The organism is Butyrivibrio sp. LC3010 (assembly GCF_000424385.1).
Taxonomy (GTDB): Bacteria; Bacillota; Clostridia; order Lachnospirales; family Lachnospiraceae; genus Butyrivibrio.
Genome location: NZ_AUJU01000003.1, coordinates 98599 through 123914 on the forward strand (window position 1 = coordinate 98599; position 25316 = coordinate 123914).

The 25316-nt window shown below is 40.7% G+C and carries 16 protein-coding genes; all 16 read right to left on the minus strand.

Annotated elements, in window-relative coordinates; translation table 11 throughout:
• Nucleotides 1–48: 48 nt before the first annotated feature.
• Nucleotides 49–2841: a tripartite tricarboxylate transporter TctB family protein gene (locus tag G622_RS0103440; protein WP_026509520.1), complete on the minus strand. Its 2793-nt coding sequence runs from the start codon at nucleotides 2839–2841 to the stop codon at nucleotides 49–51.
• Between the two features lie 132 nt (nucleotides 2842–2973).
• Nucleotides 2974–4611: a DUF6020 family protein gene (locus G622_RS0103445; protein WP_026509521.1), complete on the minus strand. Its 1638-nt coding sequence runs from the start codon at nucleotides 4609–4611 to the stop codon at nucleotides 2974–2976.
• Nucleotides 4592–5542: a glycosyltransferase family 2 protein gene (locus G622_RS0103450; protein ID WP_026509522.1), complete on the minus strand. Its 951-nt coding sequence runs from the start codon at nucleotides 5540–5542 to the stop codon at nucleotides 4592–4594. The genes G622_RS0103445 and G622_RS0103450 overlap by 20 nt, the downstream gene beginning before the upstream one ends.
• A 41-nt stretch (nucleotides 5543–5583) precedes the next feature.
• Nucleotides 5584–6096, minus strand: a complete 513-nt coding sequence (locus G622_RS0103455) for a GNAT family N-acetyltransferase (protein ID WP_026509523.1) — start codon at nucleotides 6094–6096, stop codon at nucleotides 5584–5586.
• Nucleotides 6069–7910, minus strand: coding sequence for a hypothetical protein (locus G622_RS0103460; RefSeq protein ID WP_026509524.1), 1842 nt, complete (start codon nucleotides 7908–7910; stop codon nucleotides 6069–6071). The genes G622_RS0103455 and G622_RS0103460 overlap by 28 nt, the downstream gene beginning before the upstream one ends.
• A gap of 3 nt (nucleotides 7911–7913) precedes the next feature.
• A complete protein-coding gene (gene rffA / locus G622_RS0103465; protein ID WP_026509525.1) occupies nucleotides 7914–9050 on the minus strand; it encodes a dTDP-4-amino-4,6-dideoxygalactose transaminase in 1137 nt (378 codons plus the stop codon).
• A gap of 5 nt (nucleotides 9051–9055) precedes the next feature.
• Nucleotides 9056–9514: a GtrA family protein gene (locus G622_RS0103470; RefSeq protein ID WP_026509526.1), complete on the minus strand. Its 459-nt coding sequence runs from the start codon at nucleotides 9512–9514 to the stop codon at nucleotides 9056–9058.
• Between the two features lie 20 nt (nucleotides 9515–9534).
• Complete coding sequence (locus G622_RS0103475; protein ID WP_026509527.1) at nucleotides 9535–11295, minus strand: hypothetical protein; 1761 nt, start codon at nucleotides 11293–11295, stop codon at nucleotides 9535–9537.
• Between the two features lie 24 nt (nucleotides 11296–11319).
• Complete coding sequence (locus G622_RS0103480; RefSeq protein WP_026509528.1) at nucleotides 11320–13071, minus strand: ABC transporter ATP-binding protein; 1752 nt, start codon at nucleotides 13069–13071, stop codon at nucleotides 11320–11322.
• Between the two features lie 118 nt (nucleotides 13072–13189).
• A complete protein-coding gene (locus G622_RS0103485) occupies nucleotides 13190–14329 on the minus strand; it encodes a glycosyltransferase family 52 (protein WP_026509529.1) in 1140 nt (379 codons plus the stop codon).
• Nucleotides 14330–14433: 104 nt separating this feature from the next.
• On the minus strand, nucleotides 14434–15495 hold the full coding sequence (locus tag G622_RS0103490) for a glycosyltransferase family 2 protein (protein ID WP_026509530.1): 1062 nt from the start codon (nucleotides 15493–15495) through the stop codon (nucleotides 14434–14436).
• 137 nt (nucleotides 15496–15632) lie between these two features.
• Nucleotides 15633–16877: a hypothetical protein gene (locus tag G622_RS0103495; RefSeq protein ID WP_026509531.1), complete on the minus strand. Its 1245-nt coding sequence runs from the start codon at nucleotides 16875–16877 to the stop codon at nucleotides 15633–15635.
• Nucleotides 16864–17865, minus strand: coding sequence for a fibronectin type III domain-containing protein (locus tag G622_RS0103500; protein ID WP_026509532.1), 1002 nt, complete (start codon nucleotides 17863–17865; stop codon nucleotides 16864–16866). Before G622_RS0103500 ends, G622_RS0103495 begins: the two co-directional genes overlap by 14 nt.
• Nucleotides 17862–21416, minus strand: a complete 3555-nt coding sequence (locus G622_RS0103505) for a hypothetical protein (RefSeq protein ID WP_026509533.1) — start codon at nucleotides 21414–21416, stop codon at nucleotides 17862–17864. The genes G622_RS0103500 and G622_RS0103505 overlap by 4 nt, the downstream gene beginning before the upstream one ends.
• Entirely contained in the window at nucleotides 21397–23949 is a 2553-nt protein-coding gene (locus tag G622_RS21500; RefSeq protein ID WP_081675165.1) for an MMPL family transporter, read from the minus strand. Before G622_RS21500 ends, G622_RS0103505 begins: the two co-directional genes overlap by 20 nt.
• Nucleotides 23950–24066: 117 nt before the next feature.
• Complete coding sequence (locus G622_RS0103515; protein WP_026509534.1) at nucleotides 24067–25314, minus strand: ATP-grasp domain-containing protein; 1248 nt, start codon at nucleotides 25312–25314, stop codon at nucleotides 24067–24069.
• Between the last annotated feature and the right edge of the window lie 2 nt (nucleotides 25315–25316).

Sequence of the window (25316 nt, forward strand, 5' to 3'; positions counted from 1 at the left end):
TCACAAAATAGGCTTTTCATCCTAAAACTGCCAGTCTGATAAAAGTCATTATTTTATTTTCTTAAATGTAATCGGCATAAGCGATAACACAAGTGCAATCGCCATAGGGTTACTGAGCTGGAAGACCCACTCAGATAATGCCGCTATTCCAAAACCAACGGTCATGGCAAATGGCAAAAGTGCACCTGAAACTTCATCCCTGTTTTTTACATAATATTTCGCACCGGCAAAAAAGGCAAATGCCATCATAAACAGGAACACAATTCCGGCTAAAATACCATGGTCAAACATAACCTGGATATAAGTGTTATGCGCATGGATTGCGATCTCACCGGTAGGAAGCACAGCTCCCATCTCGTCATGTCCAAAGGGTGTCATCTGTTGAAGATAGGATTTAAAAATGGTAATTCTTCCATTTGAAAACTCTTCAATTCCATCTGTACCCTGAGCATTATCCGAAGATTCCTCGCCGTCCTGATTTTCATCATTCTGAGAATCAGCTGTATCGTCTGAAGGTTCTTTGGCATCCGTCAGATCATCAGAGTTGATTTCTTCGCCGCTTTCTTCAACGTTGGAAGCATTTTCAGCTTCCTGTGCAGCAGCTTCTGCTTCAAGCCTCTCAGCCTCAAGTCTCTCCTCTTCAAGCCTCATGTTTTCAAGGAGTTCAGCTCCTCCGGTATCAAGCAGGTATTGTCTTATCTCCGGTGAAGTCTGACTTGATGCCACAATCTCAGGAAGGCTGTAGCACATTGTCATAGACTGATACTCAGTAAGAGGAACACCGTTTTCTCCGACTGTGGAATAACCTGCGTCGTTAAAGTTCGCTATATCCTCCGGATAATTATAATCCATAATATCAACGCCAAGAATCTTTTCAGAAAACAGATCCACAAACCTCTCTATATTCATGTAGAGATGATTGTCAGGCTGTCCGCCTCCATAAAGTCCAAAGTTACCTGTCTCAATGAGGAATTTCTTCGGATGCGCTACAAGAGCAGGAAATATTCTTTGTAAAGCAAATGCAGCGGGGAAACATAAAATCACGGCAAGAGCCATGGTTCCTACCTGTATCCCAAGATATCTAAGCCTGCCGCTGTGACAATCAGTAGCTGTTATTGCCAGCATGCAGATAAACATTACTGCACATGCAAGATATGATGTTCTTGAAATAGTGAATATCATATATGCAGTTACAAAACCAAACAGTATGAATTCCTTCCACAGATATCTAAAGCGTGCCTTGAAGGATTTTTCATCTCTGATGGTATATATTTTATATAGAAGCAGTACCGCAGATGCACATTCCATAACAGTCATATACTCAGCCGTCACGGTTACGGTATGGAATACAAATGCATATCTTCCGGTATTAAACGCTGCAAAGCTTCTGTACATCCAGCAGTATCCCATGGACACCACAAAATTAAGAAGTAGTCCTCCAAGAATAAGTTCCGGATATTCCTTAAAGCCATAGAGCGCATAGGTAACCATCAGACCTGCCACAAAGACTGCAAGGACAACTCCCCACCATCTCGTATTTCTAAACACTATAAGAACTGCAAAAAATACCAGAAGCAGAATACCAAAGACACTTATCTTAAAGCCTGTTCTTTTTTCCAGGTACTCTTCCCTTCCCTTTATTCTGTAATAAATCTCAGCTGCAAAATTAAGGATAAGGAATCCTGCAAGGACCGCTATTATAATGCCATAGGTTAGTGCGGCATTTTTAAGATCGTATTCCTTTTCATCTGCAGGAACAAGGTGTCCCATCCTGTACCAGATTCCGATTCCCCCTGCAACGATCAGATAAATCAGATTGCGAAGGCTTTTTATTCTGGAAAAAGGAATTGAAATACACAAAAACAGTAGCAGAAAAATCATTTCCTTGCGCTCTGCAAGTGTCTGATAAATCGTGTAAAGGGCATTCATGTATTCACAGCAAAACCACACTGCTGCCGCAATAAGTCCCATCTGTGTAAAATTCTTGAAATTGTGCCAAAGCTTCACATCCAATGTCGCATCACTTTCATGATTGATGGCATAAAAAACAAGAACAGCCGCGATCACTACACCAAGTTCCAAAAAGGCATTTTCCAAAGGTCTCTGATCAAAATACTTTAAAGGATAAATAAGTATCATCATCGCCAGTGTGCCAATCGCTGCAATAGGATTACCAACTGTCTTTACAACCTGATGCACTGTAACAAGCTTATTTCGCCTCTCTCTGTCGGTAAGTTTTTCAATAATGATAAGAAGTGCCGCCACCAGGATTATCCCTGCAATAATAAGAAGAGACATGGACTTGGTAATAGGCTGCCTGTAATTATAACCTGCTGCCAGCTGAAGTCCCTCCACAGTGGTATCGTGATAAGCAAAGGAAACAAAGTACGGCGACGTATCTTCGCCCGAATGCTCAAATGCAACATAAAAAGTGGAAAAAGCACCATTTATGATCATGGTGTAGGTCTCGCCCACATTAAGATCAAGGCCAACCCTGACATTTATATATCCCGGAAGGCTCGCATCTCTTAAATAGACAAATCTCTGATAAATCTGCTCCATGTTTTCATTATAAAAAACCATGGACATATAATTTCCCAGTTCAACATCTTCAAGATAAATATCTATTGATTCAAGCCTGTCATACTGGGCAATAAATTTCTGAACCACATCATGGTAATCATTGATTCTGTCAGAAGTTTGGACAATCTCACCTCCACCCCTTTCAGTGATAGTCCTCTGCCAGATTCTAAGAGGGAAAACAGACAGAATTGCAATAATCGCAAAGAAAATAATAATCGCTCTTATTGCAGTACTCTTATATACAACTTTTCTTCTCATAATTCCTCCACTGTTCGACCTAAAGGGTACCGCTTGCGGTAACTCGACATGAGGAGAGCCCCCATTTATGGGAGGAGTCCTGATGTCATTTATTCCTTAGGTCAGTACACTGTTTTCATATTTGGATTGGCACTATCTATGCTTACGCAGTAAAACAGTATACACTAAAATCGGAGCACATAACCATAAGTATATGGTATATCTCACAAGATACGTAGGCCCAAGAAGTACTGTAAGCCATACCAGCAAAACCAGAAGCCACGGATATATTTTCATATCTCTTCTCACAACTGCTGTCAAAAACAGATAAATAAAAAGCCAGAAATATGCAGCAGGTGAAAACAAAAGTGAAATGACCGGTATGTTCTGCTGGAACTTCTCTATTGAAAGTTTTCTGTAAAAATCATCTATTGCAGGTATAAAGCTGTGCCTCTCACCCGGAAGCTCAACCTCATAACCAAAATACGAGCTGTCAGTATAAGTAAATGTAAATACCGTGTTGCCCTGATAAACATTTATCACAGCTCCCGGATACCAGTATCCATAGGAAGTCAAAAACCAGCCATTTAAATAACTAATAGGGTTCTTCATTCCTTTATCAAGCCACAATTTCCAAAAAGATGCTTTGTCATCTTCATAGGCTTTATTGTCAAAATACATTTTCAGAATATCTGATATTCTGGGTGTGTAATGTGAAAGTGCCTCTTCACTTAAATATTTGTGAAGAACCTCCTTCTCCTCATCAGAAAAGCTCCCACTGTCATAGTAATACACACGGGCAATCTGCTGAATAGGAACTGTCAGCATTTCCTGATGTTCTCCGCTCTCTGCAGCAAAAGCATGCCCTATGGCGGAGTTTATAATAAAATATATTATCACAGGAGCAATAAGAAAGGTTGCTCTGTGAAACTTATCTCTTTTCTTTCCAAAGAAAACGGCGGCAATAACAATCACTGCATACACAAGATATGCATAAAAACCATTGTGTCTGAAGAGCATCATAAAAACTGCACTTATTATGATCTGCCACGCCTTTCTTCTCTTTTCGCCTCTTCCCTTAAGCTCTTCCCACTCAATTGTAAGGACCACCGTCAGCACAAGAAGCACCGAGAACAGCCCATCCTTACAGGAACAGAGCGTATACATGACAATCGTCGGAAACATCCCGAAGAACAAAGCTACTACTGTTCTGAATTTTTTACCTGCACCATGCTTTTTAAGAAAATTCAAAAAGTAGGTAAATATCCAGGTCATAACCAGCATTTGCGCCAGTATATATGCAAAGATTCCCAGATTGTAGCTCCCTGTTACCTTATGGAAAAAGGCAACGCTCCCACCAAGCAGCATCACATGCAAAAGCGGATGATGCGTATTAAAGCTGCGGGATAAAACCTCTATAACCTCAGTCTGGGCATCATAGACGAAAAATCCGGGATAAACTCCCAAAAGCACGATAAAATTCAATGCTGCAATAAACATCCAGGTTCTGAAATAATCAGATCTGTTATATCCCTTATATACCGTTTCTCCGGCCAAACCTTCATTTTGGCTGTCCTTCCTTATTTTCCTGTAAAGCCCGTTCCAGCTTGCCCTTACCAAAAGTGCAGTAATCACGGCAAATACAGGAATCAAAATCAGTGCTCTTCTATCTGAAAGGTCTATATGATCCGCACTCTCAAGCTGATATCCAAAAACCAGAGACACGGACGCACATACGCCAAATAAGACCGGCAACAGCCAGGTCTTATTCCTACTCATTTGATTTTTCATTTTTAGCCTCATCGCGGATTACATACTGCGGATTATTATTCTGTGAAATATATATTCGTCCGATATATTCCCCTGCCATGCCAACCATCAGCATAAGCATACCACCCATGAATGTAATGGCCGACATAAGTGCAGAAAAGCCCACAGTAGGAAGATCGGGATAAAGAAGTTTTTTCAGTATCGTATATATACCATACAAAATACCAAAAGCCGCAAGTACTCCGCCCATAAAGGTGCCAATACGAAGTGGTTTGATACTGAAGGCTGTAAACCCGTTAATCCAAAGCGCCATCAGCTTTGAAAATGTATATCCGCTATCCCCCACGGTTCTTGCTCTGTGAGTAACATCAACATTCACAATGTTCTTCGTGGTTCTAAGGACAAGACCGATTACATACGGGTAAGAGCTCTGATACTTTATCATCTCATCCACAACAAAGCGTCTTGCCGCAAAATAGCTTGATATAAACAGATCCTTTGGCTTTCCAAGCATAACCCGGGTCATCCAGTCATTCATGGCACTTCCGAAGTTCCTGAAAAGATTATGCTTCTTGTGGGCATATCTTGCATATACAACATCCGCCCCCTTTTCAATCTGATAAAGGAGCTTTCCAACTTCATCAGCAGGAGTCTGCCCGTCATCATCAAGACAAACTATGATATCTCCCTTCGCCTTATTTAATCCTGCCATAATTGCAGCATGCTGACCGAAGTTCTTTGCAAGATTATAGCCCCTTATCTCATCATGCTCCTTAATAAGCTCGCAGATTTTGTCCCAGGTATTATCAGGTGAACAGTCATTTACCAGAACAATCTCGTAGCTGTAAAGGACAAGCATGTCCATAGCCCCTTCTATCTCATTTATAACATTTTCAATTGTTTGCTCCGAGCGATAGCACGGTATCACAAAACTTACTAATTTATTTCGCATAGGGTTATTTTACCATATTCCTTATAATAGTCATCAAAACATTAAAGTATCTTTTCCATAAGGATCATATCCTTAACTTCACCATCTGAGCATTTAACGTCAGGAAGGTCCTTACACCAGGTAAACCCCGCATGCTCATAGCTTTTTCTCGCGGCATCATTGCCGACAAAAACTCTTAAAATCAGTTTTTTAAGTCCCAGCTCTTTTTTGGCATATTCGCACATAAGCTCAGCACTTTCATTACCATAGCCCTTGCCTGTGGCATCATCCTCTCCTATGAAAATACCATACTCAGCTTCATGTGTATCTTCGTCAATATCCCTTAGATAAACACTACCCACAGGGCGACCACTTTTTTCACATATTATCAGCTGACAAACTTCGCCGGTTTCAACCTTGTTCTTCATCCAGCCGTTATGTATTTCCTCAGTAAAACCCTCCCGGTATATGAAATTGTTTCTGACCCTGAGGTTATTTCTCCACTTCACCACAAGAGGTGTGTCATCATAGGTAATCTGCCTTAAGTCTACCTTCTCTCCTCTGATAATTTCCATATCACAAATTCCCCTCCAACTTCCTCTTCTTTAGTCAGCTCAACACTTTTTCCCTTATCTTCATAATATCTGACAATCCAGCCCATGTCTCTGTCTTTATCTGCAGCTATATAAGCTTTCTCATCAAAAAGTGCAATCTCCATGGAGTCATCAAGTCCATAAAAAGCCAGCTTTTCTTTTTCCAGCGGGCTTTTTGATGCCCATCCTCCCATAAGGATCGCATTTGAAATCTCATTATCAGCCTTTATGCCAATTCTCTGAGAATAGGTATAGCCACTGTCCTCATATGCCACAGAGGTATAAACATCCTCAAAGAAAAATCTGTCAGCATTATTTTTGAAAAACTCATCAAGCTCTTCGTAGGCTTTATTAGTAGCTTCCCTTCCTGCAATCTCTGCTCTTATGATCTTATCCTGAAAAAGAGTAAACACAGCGCCTATTACAAGGAATATTAAAAGACAACCTCCGGTGAGGAAATGATAATTAAAAGTGCAGTCTCTATCGCTGCCTGTACCATCGAAGTTCTCTATATCCCTTAATATCCATGAAGTCAATATCACAAGTACCACAATCTCCAAAAGGTAAAGAGAATGCGTGATTCTTATAGGATCTCTACCCCTTACAAGAATATACATCCACAAAAGAGTTCTTCCTGCAAAGAGAACAATGAGTCTGAAAAAGGCTTTACCCATTTCAGAAGCTGCTTTTTTACTCTGCTTTCCTTTAAGAAATGCTAACCCCAGCACCACAAGGTACATAAGTAGTGTAATGATATTCCAGGGAGCATCCGTCATAGGATACTCAAAGCTTTTGGGAATTCCTACACTTCTTAGTCTGTATAAATACAGTGGAAGGCATCTCTTTACTGCCTCAAATAGGCCTTCCTTCTCTCTGATGCTCTTTGCATAGGCAGCAATCTCTGCCATCTTCCCTGCATCTATTTTCTCATCGATTCCAAAATTATAATTAACAAGAAGCTCATATTCGCTTTCCTTTAAGTCAATTGATTCATAAAACTCCTTATTATCATCATAATCCGGTATCTGGTAAAAGTCATATATCTGTGTTCTGCTGTCAAAAAATGAATTGAAGGCTCTCCATTCCCCTAATGAATAACCTGCGAAATTTAAAAGCTCAGAAGCCACAAGACCAAGCACAATAATAAGAACTGCGGCTATTTCCTTTTTCCTTCCCTTCTTATCCTCTTCAAGAAATCTGTAAAACGGAATAAGAAGTACAAAAGGAAGCATCAGACTTGTCATCTCAGATCTTGTTAGAAATGCCAAAATAACCAATACTGTCCCTAAGACGCCTCTTCTGTCTGCAAATAAAACCGCTGCTGCTGCGCATAGCATTGCCACGGTAAAGGTATATTGAACAAAAACAAAATGACCTGCAATCAGAGCAAAAGATATAACAAAAAGTGCAGCTGCAACAAAAAGCCTTATTATTGTCTTTTTAGCAGGTGACAGTTTTCTCCCAGGTTTTCCCTCTGGCAGTGAAAATATATTTATAACGCAGAACCTTATCAATATAAAAAGACTGACATACTGGCACAAAATAAGATAAATCCCGTAACAGTCTGCATTACTAAACATTCTGTATACACCGCTAAGAATAAGGCTTATGGGATAAAGCATCTGAATGTTATGTGAAGCAGGCTCTCCTGTAAAAACACCTGCGAGAATATCCTTCATCAGTACATCATCATTTAAATCATAGTAATAAGCGTACAAAAGTCCCATGACTGCTGCGAAAGCCGCAGTCATGAGACCTATAATTATGTTTTTTGAACAATTGCTTTCTTTTTTCATATTTTACAAAGCCTTGTAATACTCTTTAACGCGCATCACCACTTCATCCTGATCCTCACGGGTAAGATTGTAATACATAGGAAGTCTAAGAAGGCGCAGACTCTCTTTGGTAGTATATTTATCTTCACCGTTAAATCTGCTGTACTTAAGTCCCGCTGTTGATGTGTGTAGAGGAACATAGTGAGAAGCAGGCAGGATATCGTTAGCCTTAAGATACTTTATAAGCCCCTCTCTCTCCTCAAAGTCCTTACATTTGATGTAGAACATGTGCGCATTATGTACACACTCCTTGGGAACATAGGGCAGCTCAATCAAGCCGGCCTCTGCCATATCTCTGAAGGCCTCCATATATCTGTCATAGCACTGTAATCTGGCATCATTGATCTCATCTGCCATCTGAAGCTGAGCATAGAGATAAGCAGCATTCATATCGCTGGGAAGATAGGATGAGCCCGGCTGAAGCCATGTGTATTTATCCACCTTACCAAGCTGATAAAGAGTTCTGTTTGTTCCCTTCTCTCTGATAATTATCGCATCATTTACATAAGTCTCATCTCTGAGAAGCAGTGCTCCGCCTTCGCCCATGCTATAGTTCTTGGTCTCGTGGAAGCTGTAATTACCAAAATCACCGATGGCTCCAAGGGCTTTTCCCTTATAGGTACTCATAACACCCTGAGCTGCATCCTCAATAACAAAAAGATTATGTCTTTTTGCTATATCCATTATTGTATCCATCTCGCAGCCCACTCCCGCATAATGAACAGGAACAATGGCTCTTGTCTTTGGTGTTATGGCTGCCTCGATGAGGTTCTCGTCGATATTCATGGTATCAGGGCGGATATCAACAAATACAACCTTTGCACCTCTAAGGACAAATGCATTGGCAGTAGACACAAAAGTGTATGAAGGCATGATAACTTCATCGCCTTCCTTTATGCCCGCAAGTATTGCTGACATCTCGGTAGCATGAGTGCAGGAGGTTGTAAGAAGGCACTTACTTACACCTGTTTTCTCCTCAAACCATTCATTATCTTTTTTGGTATATGCGCCATCTCCGCAAATCTTCTGGTTCTCAACACATTCCTTTATATATTCCATTTCCTTCCCTGTATAGGGCGGAACATTAAAATTGATTCTCATATTTTTCAGCCTTTCTGCTCAAGGAAAATCTTACGTGTAACGAAATTGTACACCATAACCACGCCTGTAGCACCAAACTTGAAGAAGAGATTCTTGGCAAATGATTCACTCATAATGCTCTTCAGCCATCCCCAGTTCATATAGATCAGATCAATACCTATATACAGGCACAGCTCATTAACTCCAAGACCTATGATGCTTAAGATAAGGAAAATAGCAAACTCTCTCCTTCTGCTCATGTCATCGCGGCGTACAAAGACAAACTTGAAGCTCAAAATATAATTAACAACCACAGAAACAGTAAATCCAACGAGTGCAGATATCAGATAGTACTTAGGAAAAATCGCTGCTATCCCTGCCTTTTCAAAAAGAAAATTTGCCCCAAGATACAGGAAGTAGTCAACAAAGAAACAAAAAACTCCCACAAGCCCAAACTTCATAATCTGCTGAAATAAATTATTCATAATATCCTCTTTCCAATTCCTCAGTCGGCAGTATAGATTTCGAACCGACCATTATCGAAGATATTATTATACTTCCAAGTGCTAAGGAAGTCCAATAACAGGTCGTACTTTTCCTCTGCAAGCACCTCTCCCTCAAAATCAGGATTTATTATAACCACAGGTAAATCCTTGCTTTCATCGCCGTTAAATGAAGAAAGTGCCTCTGAAAACTTTTCGGTTGTATTTGAATCAAGATCCGGCCATGTTGTAAAGATGGCAGGCTCCATATCCATCAGATAAGAAAGCCCCGGAGCCTTACCAAACTGAAGAAGACTCCTGTCGCCAAGATCATTATCATTTAAACACTTATATACTTCAGAAATGTCTTCTGCATTTGTAATCGTCGTATGCATCCCTGCAGCCTTTGGAATATCCATGGAGCCTATCAGTGTAGTCCTCTTTGTTCCGTCTGTTCCATCCACAAAGCTGTGTTCCAGATGAAAAAGTGAACCCTGTACAAACAGCAGCACCAAAACCGCCATATACATAGCCTTCCAGGTGAAGTGGATTTCCACAGGACCTGCTGCCTGTCTGACTCTTCTGAACATCCACATCACAAAAGGAGCTACGATGAAAAGATTATTAATCAGAGGATATGTATAGTTATTACTTCCGACAGGTGTGATAAAAATTATAAGAAGCGCTGCAAGGCACAGACTTCTTTCTGATGCCTGCCCGTTTATATTAGGTGTAACTCCCACCAAAAGGAATCCAAGTCCAAATATCAGAAACATCATGGCAGGCTCAAACATTGAGTCATAGTAATAATAGCTTCTTGTGAACACATTGCTCTTGTAATAAAAAAGCAGAAGCACAAATATCCCTGCAACATAAAGAATTCTCTTTATCCAGTAGTATCTCCCGGGCTTTAGCATTATCATGATAAGCCCTACTATCATGCAGGGAATCATAATTATCATATTCCTGAAACTCCTGTACCAGGCACCAAGTATTGATCCCAGCATGCCGAAAGCCGAATAATCAGAAGCCCCCTTAGACATAGTGGACAGGGACGTTATCATATCACCATATGCAGTTATTCCGTACTTTGCACTTATAAAAATAAAAGGAATAATAAACCCAATAAAGAATCCCAGAATGCAGAGTCCTGTTTTACCAAGAATCTCTTTTATATCACGTTTATGGATTGTCTCATAATACCAGAGAATAAGAATCATGGCTGCTTCGATTATATTGGGAAATCTCACCATCACCGACAATCCAAAAAATACTCCGGAAAGAACAAACTTCCATTTCGTGATCTCATAATCCGTCATGGCATGCATAAGAAAAAGCGTGCCTGCAGTAAAACAGAAATAAGTAAGATAATTATAAAGAATTACTCTTGGGCACCAGCAAAGATTGATTGCTATGATTTCCCCAAGAAAAGTCATCCAGCCCGGCATCCATCTCTGCAAAAGATAATACGCAGTGATGGCAGTTGCACTTATCACAAAGGAACAATAGATATTCATTCCAAGCATTGTATCTCCGCCGGGAAGACTCATAAACAGTCTTCCCAACACATTTGGAATATAGGTTGCGATCATCCACATGGGATCAAGCGCATCCAAATACTGATAATTGCCAAGACTGTAGGTTGTATCCGTTATGTCAACACCCTGAGACGCACCAATCAGAGGATAAAATAGCAGTATCAAAGGAAACAGCCATTTCTCCATCGGCTTCTGATATTTTTTAAATCTGAAAACCTTACTCTTTATGGTCCTTAGTGTTAACATACCCTCTTCTCTAACCCCCAAAATTTAGCGTTCTTTTGAAACCTTCTGTCCGTTTACTCTGTAGACCATGTCACATTTTTCAATAGTCTGAAGTCTGTGGGCGATTATAATAAGCGTCTTCTTACCATGAAGTCTGTTGATAGAATCCATGATAGCCGCCTCTGTTTCATTATCAAGCGCACTTGTTGCCTCATCAAGCACAAGTACTTCCGGATCCTCAAACAGAGCTCTCGCAATACCGATACGCTGTCTCTGTCCACCGGAAAGTCGTATTCCTCTCTCTCCTATTGTAGTATCAAGCCCATCAGGAAGAGATCTTACATATTCATCAAGCTGGGCTTCCTTAAGAGCTGCCCAGACCTTATTATCATCTATATCCTCATCGGGAATTCCGAAGGCCACATTTTTACGGATGGTTGAATCCAGCATAAAAATCGTCTGCGGAATATATCCGATATTTTTAAGCCACTCGGGATAATGATTTCTTACTTCCACACCGTCCGCCAAAATATCACCGCTCTCTACCTGCAATAGTCCAAGCAGAATATCAACTATCGTGGTCTTTCCGGCTCCTGAGGTACCTACAATACCGATTGACTTTCCTACCGGTATACTCATTTCTGCATTTTTAAGCACGTACGCATCCGTATTTGGATAATGATACGTGATATTTTTAAGCTCTATTGTCTTATGAACGGGAAGCTTTTCAACCTCGCGCATCTTCTCATAATCCTCAGCCCTGTAGGAGATTGAACCATCATTGATTTCCTGCTGAAGATTGTCACTTACATTCATAAAGAAAGGCTCAAAATATGAAATTGATGTGAGATAATTGTTTATTCTGTTGGCGCTTGGAAGAAGTCTTGCTGCTGCCGCTGCAAGAACTGACATCTGAGGGAGCATACTCTTTAAGCTCTCACCGCTCATCATGACGATAAGCATATATCCAACCATACCGCCAATACTTATGGTCTCAATAAGAAGCCTTGGGGTTGAGTTATAAAGGTTGTATTTCTGAACTGCATTGACATAGCCCTCACCGCACTTGGCATAACCGTTTATAAAATAATTCTCTTTATTGGCAATCTTTATCTCTTTAATTCCGGTTACAGATTCTTCAATCCACTTAAACAGCCCGCTGTAGTAATCCTGATTATCCTGTCCTGCCTTGACCATTACGGGCTTAACTGCAAACTTGATTATAAGAAGTACAGCCACAAGGAGTGACGCAATTGAAAGTGTCATTCTGGCATCCTGGGTAAGAAGAACTACTACCAGACAGGAAAAAACTATCATCTCGGAAATAAGCTGAAGACAGCTGAGAATCAGTCCGTACATATTGTTTACATCTGAAGTGATATTTCTCTGAATAACCGAAGTGTCAGCATTCAAGTAATACTCATAAGGTCTCTCCATGAAATTGATCATCATGCGCCTTGAAGTAGCAAACTGATTGGTATATACAAACCTTAGCTGCACCACATTAACAAAAAACAGGAAAATATTTTTAATGATAAACACAAGGATCATCGAAACCATTATGATTGCAGCAAATTGCGTGGTATTTTGACACCCCAAAATATTATATAGGGCGGATAGAAACTTTTGTGCTTTAACCGCCTCAGGGTCCACAACTGTGGTCATAACAGGTACGATCATCATGATTCCCAGCGATTCAAGAATACCGCCTATAAGCATCATGATAATGATAAGTACCATCTGTCTCTTCTGTCTCCCATCAAGAAGGAGCATCATCTTCTGATAAATTTTTCTCATCTCTCTCCTCTAATAACGATAGTTTATTATCTGGCAAAGACCGTTCTAATTCCAGAACCGTTACTCAATCATGCTTCGTATTCCCGATCGATACCAGGCTTTGAATTGTCATTCTGAATCAGTCATCAATTATCTGCTCATTAAGTCTGTGTATCTCAGGTGCTTCATATTTATCCATGAAATCATCTCCAAGGAACACTTTTTCATCAACAAATTTAATTGAGTCCACTACAGTATATACAGATACAAGTTTATCAAATTTAAGTCCATCTATAAAGTTAAGCATCTCCATGGGGAATGTTCCCGAAAGAAGGATCACCTCCGGAAACAGCTTTTCATAATCAAGATAATCTCTCGGATGCTGCTTTATCATTACTATAGCATCCTTGCCATCAATAGTTCCGTATTCGCGGACAAGATCCTTAAAAAGTCTCTCTCTGGTCTCAAGATCACAGAGGGGCTCTGATAAAATAAGAACCCTTGGCTTATCCTTACCCTCGTCAAGCTGCTCTTTTAATTCCTGCATATTCTCAACAAACAGCTTAAGCATAAGTTCCTTGTCAGCCCTTGTAAGCTCATCCACCAGTGGCTGCCTCGGAGCCTCAATATATTTAGGGCAGGGATAATCCAATATGGATATATCATTAACTTCCATATCGATGCAGTATCTGCCCCACCCATTCTGAATAAAAATAAGTCCCGTAGATGCAAGAAATGCCTTGAACCTGAAATGTCCGTTATTATCATAGCGGGCCTGGTCTCCGTACTTTATACAGTTAAGACCATCCTCAAGGGCATGATATCTTATCTTCTTATAATTCAGATAATAGCCTATGGGATCAGAATCACAAAAGACATAGATATCCTTATATTTTGTAAAATCAACAGGCACATACTTCTCCTGAAGCTGCGCAAATCTCCTGCAGAATTCTATTCTGTTTAACATATTTTTAGGAAGACTTCCTGTATTGGTTCGAAGTGGCTTTAGCTCAGGAAAGAACGTATCCTCCTTCTCATCATACTCTATAACCTCTTCAAAAAGTCCGCAGTTCCTTGCTCTTTCCACCATTGAGCCAAATTTATTACTCATTTTGGAAAGCACTAAAGTGGCACGCCCTGCCATTTTACTTCCATCCCCTGCTTTTGAAGAAGTAAAGTCACTGCCTTCTTTTGCAAACTGATGCATTATATGAAATTCTTTCAGACATGTCACATAAACATGATAGAAAGTGTGACATACATAGATTCTATCGTGCAAGTTATATCTCCTCATCTATAAACAAATGTCTCTATCTGACAAAAAACGGTCTGTTTCCAATACCGTTACCCTGTCCTGCTTCGCATTCCCGGGCAGTACAAATCTTAGCTTCTATTCTTTTTCCTGAGATTTCTGTAAAACCACAAAAGCCTGTAATACAGATAAAACATCATATGTGATTTCATCTGCATTCCTATAAGCTTCTTCTCCTCAGGATGAATCCTGTCAATATAATATGGGTTACTCTGAAAATCAGGAAAAGCTTCCTTCATTTCCTCCCCCATTCTCTTTGTGAAATTGTAACAGTCCTTTATATGCTGCTCTTTGGGCATTGCTGAAAACAGAGTGTTCACATAAAAAAGTACAGTATACATGAACTCTATCTCATCTTTATATTTATCAAGATACCCATGAGTCTTAGCCTCAGTAAGGATCTGTCGTCCCGCAGTCATCCGGTCCTCCAGGTTCTTTTTTGAAATAGTATGAACCGTGGACGCATCGTGCTGATAATAAAAATACAGAGGCTCCGGTATGTATTCAAAATGTTTTACCCTCAGCATCCATGTATTACTTACCGCATTATCCTCATAAAAAATGTCCTCGGGAAAAACATCGATCTTTTCAGAGCTTACTCTCTTATCACCAAGGACAATATTTCTCTTATATATTTTTACCACAAGGCTTCCGGTATCAAGAATAAGCTTTTTATACTTTTCTTCATCCATAATGCCTGTCTGTTCAGAATTGTTATTGTGTACAACCTGCCCGGGCTTAAAGGTATAGCTGTCAACAAGACTGTAATCACAGCCCACCATATCGGCTCCGGTTTCATCTGCCCTTTTAAGTAATCTCTCGTAATAATCGGGAACAACCCAGTCATCAGCGTCAATAAAGCCAATCCACTCTCCACCGGCTCTGCCAAGCCCGATGTTTTTGGCACCTCCCTGATGGTGATTGACACTGCTGTGAATAGCTATAAATCTCCCGGGATACTGTTTCTCATAAGTCTGCATGATTTCAAAAGAGTTATCCGTAGAGCAGTCATCCACAGCGATAATCTCTATCTCACCGTCCGGCAACGTCTGATTCACAAGTGAATCAAGACAATGCTTCAATTTATCTTCTCCTGCCATATTGTAGACAGGAACTATCACACTAAGTCGCATTTATCAGCTCTTTCCAAGTCACATTCGATATTTCTAAGACTTCTTAAAAGGCGTTCAGGAATCCTGCCTTCTGCAGGACACGCCCCTCGCTTTGCAAGGGCCTTGTCCAATACGAATATAGAATTTCTGATGAAATTCTACATTCTACTAAGTTCATCGCCAAGAATATCCACGATGTTTTCCATGTCAAATCTGCTATAGCGCTGGTCAATCCAGAAAGCAAGCATGTTTTCGGAAAAACCCTTAGCATTATAGCATATTGCTGCACCTTCTTCAGCTATGGGCCATAGTACCGGTGCATAAATTCCCCGAAGCGCAAGTCTCTTCTCAAATCCGTCGCGGGTTATGTTTTTCCCGTCATCGGTAATTGCGCTTCTTCTCATGAATTCTATATCCAGAACAATCGGAAGCATAAAGGGTGTATATTTATAGCCTTCACTATTTCCATTTACAGGTATCTCAGGAAGGAGTCTGAAAGCTTTCCCGCAAAGAGGAAGACATTCTAATTTCTTATACAGATTTCTGTAATTTGCCCTTCTTCTGTCTGATATTCTGTACAGATCAATATCGCTCAGATAATCTGCACTCACTTCTGACATATGATAGGGATCAAGACCGTCACTTAAGGAGTCCTCTGCCTCTGAAAGCAGCTCTCTAAAATGAGTCTTAAGCTCACTGTCTCCGTTATCAAGATACTCTGTTTTTTCAGTAAGAGCCTGCATTCTAAGGGCTGTAAAATCTGTCTCTCCGGTAAGCGCTCCCATTACAAATTCGGTATTTGATATAGCAAATGCACCGTCAGGAATTCCAAGCCACTTTCTGATACTTCCCACATAATAATCAGCCCTGTCCTTTTCAAATAAAAATGATTCAGGCTCCATCAAAATGTGTGTCACATCCTCAATAATAAGCACATTGGGGAAGCTCTTCTTAAGTCCATCTGATATCTCATCCGTATCTGCAATTCCAAAGAAGTTCATGATCAGTACCGCAAAAGCTTCTGACTCTGAGGTGCCTCCCATAACCTCTTCTATTCTGTCAAAGAGAGCATCCTTGGCTATGCACAGATTTTCTTCTATCTTGTAATATGTAACCTCCATGCCCCTTACTTCAAAGGGTTTTACCATTGAATCACAGGATAATGCAGGGATAAAAACATGTTTAAGTCCCTTGTTCTTTGCAATAATATCATCTGCAACAAAGCCTATCGCATCTCTTCCACATCTCAAAAACTCTATGTTTTTACTGCCTCTTTGAGCAAGGTCTGAATAGATACTGATAAAATCGTCTCTTCTTACAGCTTTTTCCAAATTAAACTCGCTACCGATCTCGTACATTGTTTTCCCCTTATCCTTCTTTTGTTCCTGATCAATAATCTCCATGGTAATAGGTCTGTCTTACTTTCCCGTTTTTGTACTCCCAGACATAACCTATTCCTGTAGAGCTTATTTTTCCGGCATATTTTCTTATGCCCTCCACGTAGACATAGTAGGTTCCTGAATGTTTAAATGAGCTCCCCTTAAATTTCTTAACTACAGCAGAAGTCTTCTTTTTCCCTACCGAAGCTACCTTAACATAGCCTTTGTCTCTGTTTTTTGATACATAAATTCTGTATCCGGCATTTACATACTTTGATTTATCCCACTTAAGTACAAGCTTTTTGTTCTTGATGCCAAGGTCAAAATCATTCCCATAATTATAGGCCTTTATCATCGGCTGTGCAAAAAGAAATATTCTGTCCGACCATTCGCCTTCATATGTTTTACCGTTTATTATAGCAACAGATTTGACCTTAAAGGAATAGCATTTCTTGTCATCTATCCTGCTACTGAAGGAATTAGTGAAAAGTTCCCCTGATTTTATCCTTTTTCCTGCCTTATCCATGAAAACATATCTGTAGTTTCCTGCATTCTGCTCATTCCAGCCAACATATACTTTCTTTTTGTTAGCGTACCATCTTGTCTGGGTAAGACCGTTTATCTTTCCGGGAAGCGTTTTTATTATGGCACTTCCTGCCTGATCCTCTTTTTGTCCGTCTTTCCCGTCACGAACATATCTAAGTACAACAGTATACTTCATTCCGGGCTTTAAGCCTGTAAATTTATGGCTCAGGGTCCCCTGTTCAAAGCTCAGAGTGTGGGAAAGTGCAGAATTTTTGGCTTCAGTCTCATCTTCTCCTATCCCCAGATAGTAGACTTTTGCCCCCGTAATTCTTGTCCAGTTTACCGTAGCACTGTCTGTCGAAAGCCTGCTCTGGGTAATAACTGAAACTGCTGCATTAACTCCGATTTTATTAAAGCATAGCAATCCCAAAAACAGTACAAGTACCGGTATATATTTTTTAAGGCAAAAACGCTTCAGACTTTTCATTTTTTCTCCTCTTTCCCGTCTGTTACTTCTTTCTCATTATCTTTAGCTGATTTTTTACGTCTGAAATGGCCAAACTCATGCTTCTTTATCAGCGAATTTACAATAAGGATGGCAATGGTTACTACGGAAATAATTCCAAACAGATCAAGTAATCTCAGGATGAGAGGCGTTCTTTCAACCACAGCAAATATCGCCTCTTTGTCATCCATCTCTATTTCAAGATAGCTTCCAATCGCCCTGGAAGGAATTTCTTCCCAATTCTCATCCCTGTAAATCTTAACAATTGAATTTTTGTAGGGATTGTAAATTCTTATTTTTCTTTCTGTTGTCTGTGAAAAAGTACCCTCATCTATACTTATCTTGTATTTAACAACTCTTTTTTCCAAAGATGGGCTATTTATATCATATTCCGGTTCTTCCACCATCTCAGCCGTTATATGCGCGTCATCTCCGTAACTACCTCCAAGAATCGCGATATGCTTGTTTGTGCTCTGGTATAATTCAGTACTTTCGATAGCCTTGTTTGTTGCTACATACTCACCGGACAAAACATAGCTTCCGTCCATAACCTTACCAGTTACATCGGGCCACTTTATGAAAAAGTCCTCCCTTTCTTCACCTTTAGGGAATTCCAGTTTTTCAAGACTCTCACCATAGGAAAGTTCCTGCTCACCAAGTTTTTGTCCTTCTACTTCAAACACTACCTTAAGGTGTCCGAACTGTGCCGGTGTCCTTCCGTGTTCAATAAGCTCAGCATATCCAAGAGGCTGCGCAATCCCTTCAAAACTAATGTCATCGATACCGCCTATTTTATTTTCAACAAAATAGTTACCGCTGATATTATCAAGTTTAGCTTTCTTCGTTTCAGAATCAGTATTAACAATTCCTGCTATTGATCCGTATCTCTCAGTCGGAATCTTTTGCCATGTAACAAGCGCATTACATCCTGTGATTGTGGTTCCGTAGCCTGTGATACCTCCTACATATTTATTTCCATCAAGAAGACACAGTGCATTGCAATCCCTTATTATGGACAGCGACTGGCCTGCAATTCCGCCGGTATAACTACCCTCAGTGCTCTTTGCAAGTCCGTATCCGTCACAGGATGTAACTATACCCTGAGCCATATAACCAACGATCAGTCCTGCTCCATCCTTCTTGGATTCGATGGTAGCCTCATTTTCACATTCGCAGATTATGTTCTTTAAAGTATATTTGCTTCCCTTTCCGATGTTGATGTTTCCTGCAGCATTTTCTTCAGGATCTTCATCATCTATCGCCATGGAACCCGCAATACCGCCTACATTGATGTCTCCCTTTACGGTTCCTCTGTTTTTGGAGCTGTCAACCCTTCCGGTCCTCGCCTGTTGAATCTCTTCATCGGAAACATCCTTGAAAACTGCCGCATCATCATTATAAATAATATCAAACTGATCAGAAATGATATGGTAAATAACATTTATCTGATCATTTACTGCATTAAGATTTGAATTAAGGGTATGAGAGGTCGACTTACCATCCTGATTGATATTCTCAATCGAACCGGATATCCCCCTCAGATTTGCATGGAGTGAATCAAGACTTGCATCCCAGTCACTACCAAGTCCGGAAACCCTGAGCTTTTCCTGAGAGTTCAGATAGTCAATGATGCTTCTTGCACCGTTTGCAGCCTCTTTAAGCTCGCCCTCAGCATCCTGAAGTGCCGATATCGCATTCTGTGTTTCACCTAAAACAGCATCCTCTGAAGACTGTGAATAAGGCTTATAAGTCTCAAGAATCGTAGACACTCCGCCAAACATTCCGGAAATACTGCTGCCGGAATCCGAGGTCAGCTGCTGAAGCTCAGCAAGATATGAATTGAGCTGGTTCTGTTCATCCACATTTAAAGCTTTTAGTTTTCTCTCACCATTTTCATCATAGACGTAATCACCGTATTCATCGGTCTCATACATCATCTGATTGATCCTGTTTGTAATCTCCTCCATTCGTTGCTTGTTTTCACTGGTTTTGGCAACGTTCTCATATATCTGATTTTCACTGCTCTCAATGGTATATCTGTCATCCTCAGAGAGCTGGCCGTCAACATTTATGGATTCAACAGCTCTTGCCAATGCATTATTAAAATAGTACATCTTATCGGAAGCTCCGGACACATGATCAAGAACTCCCGGCATGTTCTGCATCACATACTCAAATCTTTCAAGAGCAAGATTGATAGTCCTGATATTATCATTTACCGAAGTCGTAAGTTCTCCTGCAAGGGCATGTCCATCATCCACAACACCGTTTGCATATCCGGTAAGACTCGTCACATCAGATGACAAAACATCTACGCCGCCGTCCATATCATTAAGTGTCTGCTCAACAAGGTCATGGAGCTTATCTGCAGCTTCAGGCAGAGTCTGCAGATCCTCAGGCTCAAGGTCAGGCTCCATCTGTCCTACGATTCCGCCTATATCCTTACGGCCATTGATCAGACCCTCATTTACACTGTATGTAACTACACCGACCTGCCTTCCGGCAATTCCGCCTATATTGTAGCCTGTGTGCTCATATCCTATATTTCCTTTGTTAGTGCACCTTACTATGCTACCCTTTGAATATCCGCTGATTCCACCGGTATCGGTTCCTGTCCTTAATATCCTGCTTTCTTCGGAGATGGATGATGTAATGGACTGAATGATTCCTTCGCCTTTCTCATCATCCTTTATAACCCAGTCCTCATTGTCATTTATATTTCCGTTATTGACCGAACCGGAGATAACACCATAATTTTTACCTACGATTCCGCCTGTAAAGTAATATCCTGCCACATGGGAATCATTTATACAGTTATTGATTACTCCCTTGCGCTCATTTATTGCAGCGATAGCTCCTACTGTATTATTTCCTTCTATTCTTCCGGCGTACTTGCAGTCCTTTATGACGCCCTGATTCATTCCACAGATTCCGCCTGTGAATTTCATCTCATCGGTCATCCTGATATCGCCTGAAACATTGAGATCCTGAACCATTCCGTTTGGCCCGATATATCTGAAAAGCCCGGTTATATAGTTGTCATCTGTTTTGTCGTACCCCTCTATCACGTGCTGTCCGCCCTTGAATATTCCGTTGAAATACGGGATCATTTCAAAGTCTTTACCTGACAGGTCAAGATCTGTTTTAAGATTAATTATCTTATTGAGAGACCATTCATCACTCTTACAGTTCTTTGCAAATTCCGCAAAATCAGAATAGTTATTGATGTCTATATTCTCATATACGATAGGTTCCGGTTCTTCGCTGTTCTCTTCGCCTTCACCTTCGGCATTTCCATCAGTAACCTCTTTTTCCTTTTCTTCTTCCTCTTCTTCCTCTGCAGTTTGTGCCATCTGGGCAATAGCATCGCTCTTTACCTTTTTCTCGACACTATCAATAATCTCATTGGTTATCTGATTCCCTATTCCATCAGTAGCATAAGCTGTAGCCTTAGTGTTTCCAAGGACTATCGCTCCAATTATAAGAGTCATAACGCTCTTTTTAAGAATGAGTTTAAGAGTTTTTATTTTCACTGTCTTCTCCTCCCCCTGCATATGCAGGCGCATTCTCAAAAGGAGCCTGTTCAAATGCAGCCCGCTCCTCTGGAGTCAGATTATTCTCATCAAGCTTTGTCACATTTCCGCTTCTGACAAGGGCATTTATATCACCTCTCACAACCGCATGAACTTCACCGATTATCCTGCCGTTTATCTGTCCCTGCACTCTGCCGTCTATTCTCATAAGCCCGACCTCTCGCTCAATTCCGAGCGGAACTGAAACCTCGAAGGAAGTCTTATCAATGATCTTTGCACCGATAAGAAGTATCTGAGGCAAAACAAACATAACCAGGAAAATTGAAATAATTGTTCCTCGTCCAAGGCACTGTCCTATTCCGCAAATCGCACCGTCTGATGTAAGAAGACCGATGGAAATTCCAGCAAGGGCAAGCATTGAACCCGAGGTAATGATCGTAGGAAATGCAAAGTTCATAGTCTCAATGATTGCATCCCTGTGGGACATCTTATCCTTGAGTTCCATAAATCTTCCGGAAATAACTATCGCGTAGTCGATATTTGCACCCATCTGAATTGAACTTACTATCAGGTAAGTCATGAAAAAGATATTGTCCTTCTGCAAAGTCGGAAATGCAAAGTTTATCCAGATTGCACCCTCAATAACCAAAATAAGAAGTACAGGCATTCCTGCGGATTTGAAGGTAAACAGCAAAACCACAAGCACAGCCAGGATAGATATGACAGTTACAACCGTATTATCTCTGGAGAAAGTCTTTTGCAGGTCAAACTGGCTGGTAGCTTCACCGATAATAAGGATCTGTCCTTCATAGTATCTGTTAGCCATGGTGTGCATCTGATCAAGGAAATTAAATGTCTCTTCACCTTCCTGCGGAAGATTTAAGTAAACAAGAATTCTGCTGAAGTTCTCGCCCTGAAGCTGCTTCTTTGCGATGTTCATCTGCTCATAGGCATCATCAAGAGTCTCCTTCATGCTCTCATCAAGTGTTACATAACCCTCCTCAACCTCATCATGTAAAAACATGATCATGTCAATAAGCGGAACCTTGTAGGTTGAGATACCATTTACAAGCTTCGCATAATTCTTATCATTTACTGCATAAGCCATATACAAAAGCTCTGCCATCTCATAATCAAGTTCCAGGAGTTCTGAGAACTCTCTGGCAGAAAGCTTATCAGCAAGGCAGTAGCCTCCCATGGCTTCTATGTTTGCAAGGCCCTGTGCCGACTTAACCTCAGGACAGTCCAGATAATTCTGTATCAGCTTCTTTTCCTTTTCATAGTTACCTGCAGGAATATTTACCGCTACAAAGTTGGATTCGCCAAAGGTCTCATTTATCATGTCCGTTGCGATCTGAGTCTCATTTTTTATGGGAGTCTTGATCATCGAGTATCCATAAACAAAAGGACATTTGTTTTGGATCAAGAACGCCGCTATTATCATGACAACAAATGCAGGTGGAACTATAAATCTTGAATAATAGTCAAATTTGCCCACAAATGGAATCTTAGGAACAAAGCTCTTGTGCCTGGTCTTATCCATCCAGGGACCAAAGATCATAAGAAGTCCCGGCATCAGAAGGAACACTGCCAAAAGACTTAGTAAAATAGCCTTTATAAGGCAGATTGCCATATCACTACCTATACCAAACTGCATGAACAGCATGGCAATAAGACCACCAATTGTAGTAAGTGAACTTGATGATATCTCAGGAATCGCTTTACTTAGTGCCAGAATATCCGACTCTCTTATGGGCAGATTTTCATGCTCTTCTTTATACCTGTTACAGAAAATAACAGCATAGTCTATGGACAGAGCAAGCTGCAGTACTATAGTAACCGAGTCAGATACAAAAGATATCGTTCCAAGAATGAAGTTAGTACCGGCTGAAAGAAGCGCTGCTGCACCAAAAGTCAAAAGAAGAACCGGAATCTCAGCATAGGTCTCTGATGTAAGAACCAAAACCACAAGGACGATTACCACCACGAGAGCGCTGACTGTCTGCATCTCCTTCTCAATAGTCTCTGCCGCAGCATTACCCATAGAAGTACTTACGAAAATATCATAGTCAGCAAGCATCCCCTTTATCTCTTCAAGACCATCCAGAGATCGCTGATCCGTATCCTCATACTTAAAAGTGATATCAAAGAGAGCGGAAAAATTGTTGTAATGATCAACGGTCTCATCAAAGGCGATCATCGCAACATCTTCTCTTTCTCCTATAGTCTCTGACAATGCCTTGGCATCCTCATAAACAATATTTGATACCATTATCTTGGCAGATCCGTATGTTGTATATTCTTCTCCCATGAGATCAAGACCGAGACTGGTCTCAAAAGAATCGGGAAGATAAGCCGAAAGTGAATCCTCAACCTTAACCATTCCCGCAGCTATTGCACAGAAAATCATAGCAATGCCAAATAAAAGAAAGAAGAGGTTACGCCTGTCAACTATGAAGGTCGCAACCTTCATCATGACGTCTCCGTCCTCCTTTTGAACAGAAGCTTTCGATATATTGCCTTGTTCTGACATATTAAATTACCCCCCACAAAACTTTTACATCCTGTAAAGTATGGGACAAAACAAATCTGTCCCATACTTCATTACATTTATCATATTTTATTTTAACATACTTCATTTTAGCATATTTTATCTGAAAGAAATCTCGAAAACTATTTTTTCTGCAGCCTTAGTTGCATTTATTTCCGCTTCATCAGCATCTTTTCCGGTAGCGATCACATGCCCCCATCTGTCACCACTGTTTTTAAGTCTCCCTACGGTATCCCCAACCTTTTTATAAGCAGAAACTTCCACGACTCCGGGCATGCTTTCAGCTTCCTTTAATCCATTAATTGCAGTTATTACTCCATTTTTATCGTCTGCCTCATCTTCCTCCCTGGCATGTAAAAATCTGATGGCTGCGCCGCAGTTCTTTGTAGCCTTACACTTTACCTCCTGAGAGAGAGTACTTGAGATACAGCAGTCAATAAGATCAACTCCGGTTGACAGCGGAACAAGCTTTGAAGTAATAAAATCTCCTCCTAGCCTTGCTGCAATTTCCACAAGTTTGGCTCCACTATCCGTAACCTTGATTTCTGTATGTGAAGGTCCGTTAACTATGCCAACTGCTTTTATAGCGGCCAGTGCAACTCTCCTGATATCCTCCCTTGATGATTCGGGGAGTCTTGAGGGCTCAGTGTGACCCGTCTCAACAAAATAGGGAACCTCTGTCACCATCTTATCGGTTATGGTGATAATATGTGTTTCTCCGTTAATGGTAAAAGACTCAACACTGACTTCAGGCCCCTCCATGAATTCCTCCAAAAGGACCTGCCCGCTTCTTGAAAATTCCCTGGTATACGAATAGATTTCCTTAAGGGCTTCGCTGATACTTCCATCAGACTCCCTCGAAAGTTCACTCTTATTAACAAGGACTACTCCTCTGCTTGCAGCATTATCCGCAGGCTTACATACAAATTTGTCCCCCAGCCTGTCAGCTGCATCCATAAACTCAGCCTCATCAGAGATAACATGGAACTCAGGAATCGGTACGCCACACTCCTTCATTCTTCTTCTCATGGCAGCCTTGTCAGTAGCGCAGATAGAGTTTTCATAGGATATGTCGTTTTTCTTTCCAAGCTGCTCGTTCACGTAGGCAACAGTTCTAACAGGCATATCACTTGTAGAAGTTATGATATAATCCGGGCAATATTTTTTTGCAGCCTCAAGAACCGCATCTTTATCTATTGTACTGATGCATAAAAACTCGTCTGCATCCTTAATCCCAACAGCCTCCGGATCATAATCAAGAACATAAACATATAAGCCTTTTTCTTTGGCTTTCTTAATGGCAGGCACCTGAAGAGCGCTTGCTCCCAATATAAAAATCTTTTCCATTT

Excerpts from the sequence above, each read along its gene's own strand:
- G622_RS0103440 (WP_026509520.1), bottom strand. The coding sequence starts at position 2,841 with ATGAGAAGAAAAGTTGTATATAAGAGTACTGCAATAAGAGCGATTATT.
- G622_RS0103445 (WP_026509521.1), bottom strand. The coding sequence starts at position 4,611 with ATGAAAAATCAAATGAGTAGGAATAAGACCTGGCTGTTGCCGGTCTTA.
- G622_RS0103450 (WP_026509522.1), bottom strand. The coding sequence starts at position 5,542 with ATGCGAAATAAATTAGTAAGTTTTGTGATACCGTGCTATCGCTCGGAG.
- G622_RS0103455 (WP_026509523.1), bottom strand. The coding sequence starts at position 6,096 with ATGGAAATTATCAGAGGAGAGAAGGTAGACTTAAGGCAGATTACCTAT.
- G622_RS0103460 (WP_026509524.1), bottom strand. The coding sequence starts at position 7,910 with ATGAAAAAAGAAAGCAATTGTTCAAAAAACATAATTATAGGTCTCATG.
- rffA (WP_026509525.1), bottom strand. The coding sequence starts at position 9,050 with ATGAGAATCAATTTTAATGTTCCGCCCTATACAGGGAAGGAAATGGAA.
- G622_RS0103470 (WP_026509526.1), bottom strand. The coding sequence starts at position 9,514 with ATGAATAATTTATTTCAGCAGATTATGAAGTTTGGGCTTGTGGGAGTT.
- G622_RS0103475 (WP_026509527.1), bottom strand. The coding sequence starts at position 11,295 with ATGTTAACACTAAGGACCATAAAGAGTAAGGTTTTCAGATTTAAAAAA.
- G622_RS0103480 (WP_026509528.1), bottom strand. The coding sequence starts at position 13,071 with ATGAGAAAAATTTATCAGAAGATGATGCTCCTTCTTGATGGGAGACAG.
- G622_RS0103490 (WP_026509530.1), bottom strand. The coding sequence starts at position 15,495 with ATGCGACTTAGTGTGATAGTTCCTGTCTACAATATGGCAGGAGAAGAT.
- G622_RS0103495 (WP_026509531.1), bottom strand. The coding sequence starts at position 16,877 with ATGGAGATTATTGATCAGGAACAAAAGAAGGATAAGGGGAAAACAATG.
- G622_RS0103500 (WP_026509532.1), bottom strand. The coding sequence starts at position 17,865 with ATGAAAAGTCTGAAGCGTTTTTGCCTTAAAAAATATATACCGGTACTT.
- G622_RS21500 (WP_081675165.1), bottom strand. The coding sequence starts at position 23,949 with ATGTCAGAACAAGGCAATATATCGAAAGCTTCTGTTCAAAAGGAGGAC.
- G622_RS0103515 (WP_026509534.1), bottom strand. The coding sequence starts at position 25,314 with ATGGAAAAGATTTTTATATTGGGAGCAAGCGCTCTTCAGGTGCCTGCC.